Below are 12595 nucleotides of genomic sequence, written 5' to 3'. Positions count from 1 at the left end.
GGAACAACCATGGATTACGACCTGAACGAGCAGCAGAAGGCCATCATCGAGGTCGCTTACGAGCTGGCCCGCGAGAAGATCCGGCCGGTGCGCGAGCAGTACGACCGGACCGAGGAGTTCCCCTGGCCGGTGGTCGAGGACATCCGCAAGGCCGACCTCTTAGGGGTCTACCTGCCCGAGAAGTACGGCGGCATGGGAGGGGGGACTCTGGACCTCTGCCTGGCCGTCGAGCAGCTCTCCCGGGGCTGCGCCGGCATCGCCCTGTGCGTGGCCGGCTCGGGCTTGGGCACCATCCCGATCCTGCTCTTCGGCAGCGAGGCCCAGCGCCAGCGCTGGATCCCCAATCTGGCCTCGGGACAGAAGCTCGCCGCCTTCGCCATCACCGAAGCCGAAGCCGGTTCCGACGCCACGGCCATGAAGACCACGGCCAAACTCGACGGCGACCACTACGTGCTCAACGGCTCGAAAGTGTTCATCTCCGGGGGGGAGGTCTCCGAAGTGTACGTGGTCTTCGCCACCACCAACCCGGCCCGGGGCGCCCGCGGCATCGGCGCCTTCGTAGTCGAGAAGGGCACGCCGGGGTTCACCTTCGGCAAGAAAGAGCACAAGATGGGCATCCGCGCCAACCCCACCTACGAGTTGGTGTTCCAGAACTGCCGCATCCCCAAGGGGAACCTGCTCTACAAGGAAGGCTACGGCCTCTTCGTGGCCCAGACCACCTTCGACATGTCCCGGCCCGGCGTGGCCGCGCAAGGCCTGGGCATCGCCCAAGGAGCTCTCGACGAGACCTTGGCCTACGTGCGGGTGCGCAAGCAGTTCGGCCAAGCCGTGGTGAGCCACCAAGCCATAAGCCACATGGTCGCCGACTGCGCCACGGCCATCGAGGCCAGCCGGGCCCTGCTCTACTCCACCACCAAGGCCATGGATGCCGCGATGAAGCCGGCCATCGACACGGCCATGACCAACGGCACCGTGGTGTTCGACGAGATGAACCGGCTCAAGATCCGGCGCTACACCAAGGAATCGGCCATGTGCAAGGTGCTCTGCTCGGATACAGCCATGAAGGTGAGCACGGACTGCGTGCAGATGTGCGGCGGCATCGGCTACATGCGGGACTTCCCCGTGGAGAAGTACATGCGCGACGCCAAGATCACGCAGATCTACGAGGGGACCAACCAGATCCAGCGCAACGAAATCGCGGCCATGGTCATCAAGGAGGCGGCGACCGCCAAGCTGCTGGGCTGATTCCATGACCAGAACCAAAGTCCTGCGCAACGCAGTCCTCTGCATCCTGCTGGCCGCGGGCATCGCCGCGGCCAAGGGACCGCAGCGCAAGCAGCCGGCCCTGTATCTGTCGGAGGCTGCCCTGCAGACCCTGCAGTTGCCGCCGGCCCCGGTCCCGGGCTCCGCCCTGGACAAGGCCGACCTCATCCAACTGCACGACTGGGAGAAGCGGCGCACCAAGCAGCAGTGCGCCGCGGCGCAGGCCCAGGAGCACGCATACTTCGACGAGTTCTTCGGCGACATCAGCCCCTTCGTCAAGCCGCTGCCCCAGGAGGCGGCCGATTTCCTGCGCCAGGTCCAAGACGACGTGGACGTGGCCGTGGGCCGGCTCAAGGACCAGAACCAGCGGCCGCGCCCGTACCGGCATGACTCCAGCCTCCACCCCTGCCTGGGCCGTATCGGAGGGCTCTCCTATCCCAGCGGCCACGCCGCCCTCTCAAGCGTCTACGCCCTGATGCTCAGCGAGCTGGTCCCGGCCCGCACCCCGGAATTCCTCACTGCGGCAGGCAAAGCCGCCCTGAACCGGGTCATCGGGGGCGTGCACCATCCCTCGGACATAGAGGCTGGCAAGCTTCTGGGCGACATGCTTTACGCTCGATTCAGCAAGGACCCCGCCTTCCAGGCGCAGATAGAGAGCCTGAGAGCTTCCCTAGCGAAATAAAGGAGAGCCATGATGAAGAATGCGCTGATGCTGGCGATGATCATCGGGACCGCCACCTTGGTCGGGGCCTGCTCGGGCGGCAACAGCACCCCCCCCGCCGAACCGCTCAACTGCCCGAAGGGCTCTCATCAGGAAGGCACCAAGTGCGTTATCAACGGGCCGCTGCCCGCGCCCGAGCCCGCCGCCGCGCCCGCCGCGAAGTAGGCCGGGGTCAACGCTGGCGGCGCCAGAGCCAGAAGAGAACGGCCACCAGGGCTGCTGCCGGCCAGAGGACTCGCCCTCTGCGGGCCGCTGGCGGTCCCTGACGCTGCTGGGCCCGGATTGCGGCCAGGTCCGCGCGCAAGCCCGGGAAGGGGAGCCTGGCCAGGTCATCGGTCGGCATAGCGCCGAGCACACGGTCCAGGTCCGGGAGCCCCCGGCGGTCGCTGGGCAGCGCCCTAGCCAGACGTCCCACCTCCTCGTCCTTGGGAAAAAGCTCAGGGTCGCGCGTCAGCGGATAGAGGGTGGCGCGGCCGTGCAGTCGCAGCTCTATCATGGCGCTGACATCGTTGCATACCCCCAGGGCATAGTAGCCGCCGAAGGGCAGAGCCGGATGCTCGCGCTGGATGGAGGCGTAGGTCCTGCGGATGGCGGCGGCCAGGCGCACGGCCTCCAGAGCCTTCTCGCCCCTGTAGATCCATGCGTTGCGGCCCAGGATCCAGGCCTGGTCCTTGACCGCAAAAGCCCGGAAAGCGGCCTCCCCGTCGATGCCGAAATAGAAGAAGACGTCCGCGTTGACCTGGGAGCCTCGGATGCGAAGCTCGTGCTGGGAGTGGGTGGCCGGGATGATGAGGGTCTCTCGGCGGTTGGGCAGGGGCAGCCGGGTGTCTATCCAGAACGGAGTGATCACGTCACGTCTGCGGTAGCGCAGATTGCCGAAGTTGGCGAAGTAGCGCGCATCGCGCACGCTGACCTCATGGCCCCGGGCCGCCAGCATGCCGACGAGCCCCTCGGCGGTCTGAGTCCGCCGCTCGCCCAGGCGCACCTGCAGGCGCGGGCCGGGCTGGCCCGGAGGAGGGTTGAGGGCCAAGCGGTTGAGGAGCTCGGCCAGCCGCCGGCTGTCCGGATAGAACTTGGCCGCTTCCACGTCGTAGACAGCGCCGGATTCGACGCCGTGCCCGAGCCCGCGGATGAGGTCCTTGGCCCGCGGCGGCGGCTCGCCGGTCGGGATGCCCAGGTCCTCGACGGCGTCTGCGAGTCCGGCCCGGGCGGCTTCCGCAGGCGCCGTCGACCGGTGCCGCCGGGCCACGGGCTTGGCCACGATCATGGCGCGGCCGATTCCGGCCACGGTCATGACCGGGAAACGGTCCAGAGAATCCCAATCGCGCTTGCGGATCAGCGCCCGCAGGCGCTCCCGGTCCGCCGGGCCTAGCATGGCCGAAGCGGCGGGGCCGCGGCCGAGATGCCGGATCACGGTCTCCACGAATACGGGGTCCCGAGAGAGCTGCCGCATCATCTCCGAGAACCGCAGCCAAGGGGTGTCCTGCTCCACGGCGTGGGCGGAGGGGCTGAGAAGGATCGCCAGAAGCAAGCTCAGGCGCCGGATGCTCGGACGGGCCACGCCTAATTCTACATTCCTGACGGCAGCCGCGCCTAGGTCCAAAGGCCTACCTGGATCCAGGGCTCGTGGCCCAGGACATAGGACCTTCGGGCCGGTACCCTGTAGGCATGAAGGGCAAGCTCGGTTGGGCAACGGTCGCTGTGGGGCTGGCGCTCTGCGCGTCCCCCTCGTTCTCGGCGACCACTGCTTTGGTCAAGATATCCGTCCGCATCCCTGAAGGGACCGTGGTGGGCGACAAGCTCGGCCCCACCGAGGAGTTCGCGCGCGTCCTGCTCGGCTCCCGCGTCCAAGGGGCCCTCATCCCGTCGACCTCGGACCAGAGCGCGACTTTGCGCTACGAAGCGGCCCAATGGAATCAGACCGCGCCCGCAGCCAAGCGTGAGGAAGCCCGCGCCGGACTCCTCAAGCTCTGGGGAAACGCCCTGACCATCGAGAGCCCGGACAGCCAGGCCCGGCCTGACCCTTTCCAGACCGTACCAGGCTATCTCCAGCCCAAGAAGGCCGAGACCTGGAAGCCCGCCTTCAAGGCCATGGGCCTAGTCGACACGCCGGCTTTCCGGTCCGCCAGCTTCACCCAGGCCTACGACAACGGCCGCGGCTCAGCAGCTTCCCCTTTAGGCGCCCCGGTCGTGCTGGCGGCCGCCAATCTCCCCAATCTCCCTGCTCAGACCGCAGCCCCCGTGGCCAGACCCTTTGTCCCGGCCCGTTTGCAGCCGGCGCCAAAGGCCCCTGAAACGGCACCCGTCCCGGTCGCGCCTCAGGCCGAGGTGCGCGACATGTCCCCGGATCCGGCCCAGCAGCCCGGTGGACTCTATGAGGGCGTCATCGTCCCGATCGCGGATGAATACGGAGTCTCCCCGGACGTAGTCCGGGCCCTCATCGCGGCCAAGGCCAACTGCGGCTCCGCCGACGCCTGCGACCGCAACCTCATGGGCCTCTCCGCCGGGGTGGTCAGGGCCTACGGCTATAAGACCAAGGACATCTCGGACGCGGCCGTGAACATCCGCGTCGGGACGCGCCTGCTGGCGCAACTCTTGAAGCAGTTCGACGGGGACATCCACCGCGCCCTGGCGGCCTATCAGGTCGGCCCGGCCGCGGTCATCAAGAGCCGCGGCATCCCCAACGACCCGGGGGTCAAGAATCTCCTGGCGGCTTTCGAGAAAGCCTTCCGCGGCACCCTTCCCAAACGCTCGGTCCAGGCCGTGGCGGCCCCGGCGCAGTCTTTGGCCAAGGAAGTCGCGGCCGAGATCCAGGAGGGCGCTCTTGGCTTGGCCGACCTGGCCCGCGGCAATCCCAAGGTCGCGCGCTACCGGCCCCTCATTCAGAAGATGGCGGGGCTGACCGGGATCGACGCCGACCTCATGGAAGCCATGGTCATGCAGGAGAATCCATGGGGCGACCCGCGGAAGACCTCCTCGGAGGGCGCCGTCGGCCTGGGCCAGCTCATGCCGCAGACCGCGGCCATGCTGGGAGTCAAGGATTCCACCGACCCGGCCCAGAACCTCAAGGGCATGGCCAAGCACCTCAAGTACCTGCTGGACAAATACGGCGGCAACAAGGTGCTGGCTGTGGCCGCCTACAACGCGGGCGAAGGGCGGGTGGACCGCGTCGGCCGCGTCCCCAACATCAAGGAGACCAAGACCTACGTGCAGCGGGTCATGGGCTTCTATGCCGATTTGACCGGCGCGGAAGTGGATCTCTCGCCCTACATGCCGAGCCGCTCCCGCTAGAACCGCCAACCCACGCCCAAGCGGAAGGTCTGACCCAGCACCCCCATGGGCTGGAAGGCCGTGTCAAAGGAGAACCGTTGCACGCGCAGTCCCACCCCCGCCGCGAATCCTGAGACGAGGCCCAGGTCCGGGACCGTGCGGCTGGAGTAGCCCAGACGCAGCGCGGCCTCGACCCCCGAGGTGATGCGGTGCTCGGCCTCGAAGCCGGCCTTGGCGTAGACATTGCCGGCATAGGGGACATCCACCTCCAGGGCGGGCAGGAGGCGCCAACGGTCCTGCAGGCGCACTTCGTAGGCCAAAGAGCCCGCGAACTCCGCGGGCAGGGGCTCGGAATCGGAGATGAAGTGGATGTTGCCGCCGACATGGCGGACGGCCGCCGCCAGGATGAACTCGTGCCAATCCACCGGACGGAACAGGCCGCCCCCGTCGACGGCCCAAGTGGCGGCTTGGCGGGTGCCTAGGTCTTCGCTAATGAGTTTCACCGACAGGCCGGCGGAGATCTCTCCGGTCCACGGCTCCTGCTCATAGCCTAGGGGGCGCTCCACGTGGGGGACGTTCCACTTGTCACCGAAATAATCGCGCGCCTCATCCGTCGGATCGCCGCCCGAGAACTTATGGCCGTAGGCCAAGGCGTAGACCTCGGAATGGGGGGCGAAGCTGCCGAGGGTCCGGTTCGAGGCGTCGACCAGATCGAGGCTATCCTGGGACAGTCTCGTGACGGCGAAAGCCACGGTGCCGCGCAGCAGGCGGACGGGCGCGGCCACGGCGCCGAAATCCGCATGGAGCCCCGCCGGCATCTCCGAACGGGTGTAGGAGACCTCGGGCCTGGACATGCGCGCCAGGCCCGCGGGGTTCCAATACACGGCGTCCGGGCCCTCCGCGACCGCGCTGTAGGCCTCGCCCATGCCCAGAGCCCGCGCGCCCGCGCCCAGACGCAGGAATTCCGCGGCCGCCCCGCCCACGTTCTTCTGCAGGGCGCCGGCCTCAGGGGCCAGGGCCAGCAGGACTGCGCAAAGGCCGGAGATCATCGGATGAGCACCACCCGCCGGACCTCTTTCTGGCCGCCCGATTCGATGGACACGAGGTACGTGCCGGACGCCGCCTTGTGGCCGTAGCGATTGTTGCCGTCCCAAGAAAGCGCGCCGCCGGCGGCCGTGCCCTCGTCCACCAGTTCCCCGGTCACGGTGAAGATTCTCACTCGCGCGTCGGCGGGCAGGTTGGAGAACTGCAGGGCGCTCGCCCAGTAAGGGCTGGCCGCGTCGCCGATCTCCCAAGGCTGCGGGAAGACGTGCACGGAGGAGAGGTCGCTGGCCGCGGTGATGAAGAACGGCGCGAAGAGCGAGAAATGGGAGACGCAGGCCATGAGCGTGCGGCCCGCGACATCGACCTTGGAGGACGATTCCAAGGTCCATTGCCCAGCAACCGTATCGTAGCGGAACAGGCGCATGGCCCTCTGGTCCTGGCCGAGCGGCACCTGGTCCGAATCGTAGCCCATGACCAAGGCTACGCACCAGGGAGGGTTGGGCTGCAGTCCGCCGGCCGAGAGCTCGATGCCCACGCCGGCTCCGAACGGCGTCAGGCCCGCGACCTCGTTGGAGCGCGCCTGATAAAGGTCCGTGCTCAGCTCAGCCCAGGCGCTGATTTTGGTACCCACGGGGAAGGCCGCGGCCGGGATGGACACCCGGACGGCGGTCAGTCCCGGGAAGACGGCGGTGGACAGGACCAGCGTCAAAGCCCCCGTGCCGGTCACGGTCCCGGAGGAGACCGGCGGCAAGGCCGTGGTCGTCGAGCCGAAGGACAGCCAACTGGGCTGGCCTTCCGGGCTCAGCGACGCCACGCGCGCGTAATAGGCCGTGGCAAAGGCGAGGCCGTCCACCGCGGCCGTGGAGACACCGTTGGCGACCGTGCTGGAGTAGACGACCCCGGTGAAGCCCGGCGAGGTCGAGACCTCCAGGCGGTAGCCTTCGCAGGTGGTGCTGGAGGGGGCTATGGGCAGAGGCTTCCAGACCGCGGTCGCGCTGGTGTAGTAGACCCACTGGAAAGCGGCCGCGGCCGGCGGGGTCGGCAGCGTGGCGGCCAAGGTCCCCAAGCCCAGGGGCAGGCCATCCGGGTCCGAGCTGGCGCTCCGGGCCCGCACCTGGGCGTAATAGCTGGTGTTGGGCTGCAGCCCAGAGGCGAGAGTCCAGGTGTTCAATGTCGACGAGCTGACGACGCCGAACCTGAAGGTCGACGAAAAGCTGGAGACTTCCGCCAGGTACGTGGTGCCGGGGGCGAGGGTCCCGGAACCCCAAGCGAAGCCCAACGTCGTGCTGCTGCGAACGGTGACCGGGCTGGTCAGCGGCAAGGGTGTGGCGACCTGCGTGGCCGTGGCCTTGGCGACAGTGAAGGGAGTGGGGGAGCCGGCTTGGTTGAGGGCCGCGACCGCAGCGTAGTAGGTCGCGTTGGAAAGCAGCCCCGAGAACGAGGCGGAGGCGTTGGCGGTGTTGGAAGAAGCGGCCACCGTCACGGCTCCCGTGGCCGTCGTGACCTGCACTATGTACCGGGTGCCCGAGGGGTTGTTGCCGGTGAATGAGAAGGTGAAGCCGTCGAAGCCCAGGCTGGAGAAGGGCTCGAGCCCAAGCACCGGCTGGTCGACCAAGGTGTAGGTCGAGCCGATGGCGTACGGCCCCACCTTCGTGCCGTCCGTCCGATTCAGGGCCCAGACCCGCGCCGAGTAGAGCGTGTTCTTGTCCAGTCCCGTCAGCGTCGCGGTCCGGTTGCGGGTGACCGACGAGGTCACGACGGTCGAACCCGAGTCCAAGGCCTCGGCTTTGTAGAGGGTGTCCAGCGCGTTGCCGTTGTCCGACCAAGCCACGGTCATGGAGGTCTTGTAGACGGCGGCGAATGGGACGGCCGCGGCTGCCGGCGCCGCGGCCAAGGTCGCGGGCGGGGCGGCCGGGTCGGTGTTCAGATAGGCCCCGCCACCCACGGCCCGCACCCGGAAGTAATAGCTGGTGTTGGGGATGAGGTTCGAGAAGGTCGCGCTGTAGAGCTCGCTGCCGGACTGGCTGGTAGAAGGAACATAGGTGGCCATGCTGGAGCAGTCGGCCTGGTAGGTCGCGGGATAGGGATTACCGTTGCGGGTCCAATTGAAGACTATGGCCGAGGCCGTGATTCCCGAGAACTCCGGCGAACCGGGGCCGGGGGCGACCAGGTCCGTGAGGGTCGTGGTAGTCTGAGGCAAGGTGTAGTAGTTCGCGCCGCGGGACCAGTTGAGGGTCCCCACACGGAGGTAGTATTTGGTCAGCTTGCTGAGCCCCGAGACTTGGAGCCGGCCGAGGGCATAGTTGGGAGTGACGCTGGAGAAGACCGGCGCCGAGAAGTCGGCGTTTGGGGAAGCCTGCAGGACATAGCCAGCGCAGGCATTGGCCGCGCACGTGTTCCAGGACACGGTGATGCTCGAGATATGCGCGAAGGTGCTGTTGGTGGAGGTCAGGGCCAGCGCGAAGGTGGCGGTGCTCGGTGAAGTCCCGCCGGGCCCTTCGCCCGCGGCGTTGGCGGCCTTGACCATGACGCCCGAGACGGTGTTGGGGGGGAAATCCAAGGTGGCGCGGGTGGCACCGACATTGGCGGCGAGTTGGGCGGTATTGCTGGAGTAGTAGACATGGTAGGATGAGGCCCCCGCCACGCTGTCCCAGGTCCAGGTGATGGAACTGGTCCCGAGCGTGGTCGCCGTGAAGTTCTGCGGCGCCGACGCCGGCGCGGAGAGCGCGTAGATCGCGTTGATCAGGGCGTCCCCCTTGAACGAACCCCAGCCCGTGACGTTGTCGTAGCCGGTCCCGGCCTGATAGACTCCCGATAGGCCGTTGCCGCCGCTGGTGATGTCGTTGAAAGTGCTGCCGTAGGAGCCTCCCGCCACCTGGTAGAGGGAGGGATTGGCGAATCCCACGACCCCGAATCCACTGGCCACTAGCTTCTGGTTGGCCAAAGCGGTCAGAGCCGCCCAGAGGGGGGTCGCTGCGCTGGTGCCGCCGATGAGGGTCGTGTAGTAGGAGGTGTCGTTGCAGGTCCCTCCGACGCAGATGCTGTAAGGGGCGGAGTCGGGGTCCGCGTTGAGCGCCACGTCCGGGACGTTGCGATACACCGTGGAATACTTCCCGGCGACCCCGCTCTGGTAGCCTGGGATGGGCCAATAGGTCGTCGCACCCTCGACGTAATTGGCTATGCCCCCGCCTCCGGCTCCGCGTCCAGCAGAAAGCCTGTTCCATGTCGTTTCAGTCACCGAGAGGGGTGAAAGCGTCCCTGACAGGCTGGTTCCTCCTACCCCGGTGACGTACGCCTGGGAGGCGGGGTCATCGACTCGATACCCATTGTTTGTGATGCAACCACCGGATCCATTAGGCTGATCATAGGAGCCGCAGTCTCCCGAGGCGGCTAAGACCGACTGCCCCTGGGTCGCCAACTGCGCGAAGATCTGGGACTCTGCGGTCAGGGCAGCCCCTCCCACAGAATCGATATCCGCGCCCCAGGAGACGCTGATGACCTTGGCCGTGTTGTCCGTGGCCATCTTGTTGTAGGCATGCAGCAAGCCCGCCGTCGTATTGGGGGGCGTGTAGACCAGGATCCCAGAGACGCCGGGCGCCAGCGCGATCAGCAGTTCGATATCAAGCGCCACCTCGATCATGCCCCCGTCGCTGGCCGGCGACACGGAATTGCAGTTCGTGTCCTGATTCGGGCCGCAGAGATTCTGCTGGCCGTCGACCGACACGAAGGTCACCGGCGGGCTGGCCAGGCTGAATTGCGACTCATAGAGGGGGATATCCCCGGGTCTGTACCCGTCGAACTCAATGACGGCCACGGTCTGGCCGGAACCGGTCAACGCCCCGCTCAAGCCGTAGATCGTCTTGATGTTGGCAGGGGCCAGGCCGCCGCTGGGGCCGGTCCCAGTCAGCGTGGAGGGGCGAGCGGCGCGGGGCGACGATATCCCCGTCTCCCCGGAGGGCTGCGAGGCGGGCTGGTGGCGGCGCAGGTGAGGCCTCATGACGCCTCGGAGGTTGGAGAGTCCAGACACGGCGCGCAGATGCGCAGCCAAAGAGGCGGGGACCAGCGGTTCCGTCTCGTGCGCGCGGAACAGCCGCCCGTCGGCGCCCCGGAAGCGCTGCAGTTGGACGCCGAAGGCTTTCTCCACGAGGCCGGCGGTGCCCGAAACCTTGACGATTTGGCTTTCCGGCCGATCCTCGGCCGCATCGACGACGAGTCCGGCTGCTTGAGCGAAATCCTTGAGCTTCTGCCTCTTGGCGGCCAGGTCGAACTTCCGGGCGAATTCAGCGGGACTGAGGAAGCGCTTCTGCGCCGGGGCGTTCGGTCCGTACAACTGCGCCAGCGTCTGGTTCAGCAGGTCCTCGTCGAGACGCACCACCAAGCCCAGATCCACATTTTCGTCGGTGGGAAGCCTGCCGAGCCTGGTCGCCATGCGCGCCAGCGGCAAGACATGGCCCCGCAAGGCGACCCGGCTCTCCGCGGCCCATACAGGGCCCGGCCGGAGCCAGGTCAGGCAGCACAGCGACATCGCGCCGCCGCCGATGAGACGGCGAATCTTGGACATAGGAACAGGGACGGTCAGGCTATCCTGAGAAGTTTAGGCTGGGAGGGGGGGAAAGTCAATGACCGCGGTATTAAGAAAAAGATATTCCAAAAGTACGCGTTTCAGCGCCGGTCGGAAGGAGAACGGCCGTCGGCTAGTCGTTCTTCTCGGGCGAGATGAGGCCCAGGTCGATGCCCTTGACCACGGCCTCGGTGCGGTTGCTCACGCTGAGCTTCTGGAAGACGCTGTTGAGGTGGTTCTTGACCGTCTTGACGCTGCACTCGAGGTGGGCCGCGATCTCCTTGTTGGAATGGCCGCGGCCCAGCAGGGCCAGCACCTTGATCTCGGTCTTGGTCAGGGCCACCAAGGAGGCCTCGGCCGAGGCGCCGCCCATCGAGCGCAGACCCTCGATGAGCTTGGTCATCACCGGCTGAGGGATCATCACACCCTCGTTGGCGAAGGCCTTCAGCGCGTTGACCAACTCCACGGCCGGCAGCATCTTGGAGAGGTAGCCGTTGGCGCCAGCCTGGATGGCCTCCATCACGTGGGACTCGTCCTCATAGGAGGACAGGATGAGGACGTTGGTGTCCGGGCAGTCGCGATGGATCTGGCGCGTGGCCTCGATGCCGTCCATGTGGGGCAGCTTGATGTCGAGCAGGATCACGTTGGGCTTGAGCTTCTTGACCATGCGCAGGGCCTCGACCCCGTCGGCCGCCTCGCCCACCACCTGCAGCGCCTTCTCGCCATCGAGCAGGTCCTTTATGCCCTCTCGGAAAAGGGTCTGGTCGTCAGCGATCAGGACGGTGATTTTTTTCTTGGCTGCCATGGGTCGGATTCTCCTTTGATGGACTGGACATAATGATATCAAATTATCTGTAAATGCAAACAATAAACGGTTTTTGATATAATGGCCGCCGCTAGGCGCGGTAGCTCAGGGGTTAGAGCGGTCGTTTCATAAGCGATAGGTCGGTGGTTCGATTCCACCCCGCGCCACGATTTTGATTCTTCGATCCATCGCAGTCCTGTCAGCCGCCCTGTCCCTCGCCGCCGCTCCGGCCCGTTGCGAGGACGAGGCCAGCCGCGGCGTGGCCCTCTTGACCCAGGGCCGCTACCAGGAGGCCGCCGCGGCCTTCGACGCGGCCCTCAAGCGCCGTCCCGAAGACGCCAGTGCCCTGGCCAACCGCTGCACCTCCCGATACAAGCTGGGCGACCACGAGGGAGCCATCGCGGACTTCGAGGCCGCGGTCCGGCTCAAGCCCGGGCTCAGGCCGGCGCTGGCGCCGTCCATGAGCGACGCCTACTACCGGCGGGCCCTCCGCCTAGCCGACGCGGGCGCCGACGATGCGGCGGCCGACGCGCTCTACGCCTCGGTGCGCCTCGACCGGAAGAACGCGCTCCCCTACAACGAGCTCGGCTTCCTCGCGGTGCGCAACCGGCAGAGCGAGACCGCCTTGGATTATTTGGGCCGCGCGCTCAAGCTCGCCCCGGACCTCGCCCCAGCCTACGCCAACCGCGCCGCGGCCCTGCTGGCCCTGCACCGCGCGGCCGAGGCCTTCGCGGACATGGACCGGGCCATCCTGCTGAATCCCAAGAACGGCGCCTTCTTCGCCTTGCGCGCCCGCGTCAGCCTCGCGCTGCGCCGGCGCCGGCAGGCCGGCCAGGACGCGACGCGGGCCGTGGAGCTGGAACCGGCCCAGGCTGCGGGCTTGAAGGACCTTCTTCCAGCCGACAAATAACCCGAGCGCCTCGCCTTCGGC

General features: G+C 67.2%; 9 protein-coding genes and 1 tRNA gene. 6 read left to right on the top strand and 4 right to left on the bottom strand.

Going from position 1 to position 12595, the window contains the following annotated elements:
- The first annotated feature begins 9 nt into the window (after positions 1-9).
- From NTY77_04395 to NTY77_04385, 3 genes are read left to right on the top strand one after another with little or no spacing between them, the layout of a single operon-like run.
- A complete protein-coding gene (locus tag NTY77_04395; GenBank protein MCX5794718.1) occupies positions 10-1245 on the top strand; it encodes an acyl-CoA dehydrogenase family protein in 1236 nt (411 codons plus the stop codon).
- A 4-nt stretch (positions 1246-1249) separates the two neighbouring features.
- The gene (locus NTY77_04390) at positions 1250-1945 is read left to right on the top strand and encodes a phosphatase PAP2 family protein (GenBank protein MCX5794717.1); all 696 of its coding nucleotides are present in this window, start codon (positions 1250-1252) and stop codon (positions 1943-1945) included.
- Between the two features lie 9 nt (positions 1946-1954).
- Entirely contained in the window at positions 1955-2149 is a 195-nt protein-coding gene (locus tag NTY77_04385; protein ID MCX5794716.1) for a hypothetical protein, read from the top strand.
- A 7-nt stretch (positions 2150-2156) separates the two neighbouring features.
- On the opposite strand, the gene NTY77_04380 is transcribed toward NTY77_04385, so the two are convergent.
- Positions 2157-3545 (bottom strand): hypothetical protein, encoded by a 1389-nt coding sequence (locus tag NTY77_04380; protein ID MCX5794715.1) that lies wholly within the window; start codon positions 3543-3545, stop codon positions 2157-2159.
- Positions 3546-3652: 107 nt separating this feature from the next.
- On the opposite strand from NTY77_04380, the gene NTY77_04375 reads away from it, so the two are divergent.
- Complete coding sequence (locus NTY77_04375; protein ID MCX5794714.1) at positions 3653-5275, top strand: transglycosylase SLT domain-containing protein; 1623 nt, start codon at positions 3653-3655, stop codon at positions 5273-5275.
- On the opposite strand, the gene NTY77_04370 is transcribed toward NTY77_04375, so the two are convergent.
- From NTY77_04370 to NTY77_04360, 3 genes are all read right to left on the bottom strand, one after another.
- Complete coding sequence (locus NTY77_04370; GenBank protein ID MCX5794713.1) at positions 5272-6303, bottom strand: hypothetical protein; 1032 nt, start codon at positions 6301-6303, stop codon at positions 5272-5274. The two genes, NTY77_04375 and NTY77_04370, sit on opposite strands and share 4 nt — an antisense overlap.
- Complete coding sequence (locus NTY77_04365; GenBank protein ID MCX5794712.1) at positions 6300-10859, bottom strand: fibronectin type III domain-containing protein; 4560 nt, start codon at positions 10857-10859, stop codon at positions 6300-6302. Before NTY77_04365 ends, NTY77_04370 begins: the two co-directional genes overlap by 4 nt.
- 133 nt (positions 10860-10992) lie before the next feature.
- Positions 10993-11664: a response regulator transcription factor gene (locus tag NTY77_04360; protein MCX5794711.1), complete on the bottom strand. Its 672-nt coding sequence runs from the start codon at positions 11662-11664 to the stop codon at positions 10993-10995.
- Between the two features lie 94 nt (positions 11665-11758).
- Between NTY77_04360 and NTY77_04355 the strand changes: the two genes are divergently transcribed.
- Both NTY77_04355 and NTY77_04350 read left to right on the top strand, forming a co-directional pair.
- Positions 11759-11831: transfer RNA gene (locus NTY77_04355), tRNA-Met, on the top strand.
- A gap of 5 nt (positions 11832-11836) precedes the next feature.
- A complete protein-coding gene (locus tag NTY77_04350; protein MCX5794710.1) occupies positions 11837-12574 on the top strand; it encodes a tetratricopeptide repeat protein in 738 nt (245 codons plus the stop codon).
- The last annotated feature ends 21 nt before the right edge of the window (positions 12575-12595 follow it).

This window comes from Elusimicrobiota bacterium, assembly GCA_026388095.1.
GTDB lineage: Bacteria > Elusimicrobiota > Elusimicrobia > UBA1565 > UBA9628 > UBA9628.
The sequence above is the reverse complement of the archived record's forward strand: the minus strand, read 5'-3'. Positions and strand labels throughout refer to the sequence as shown.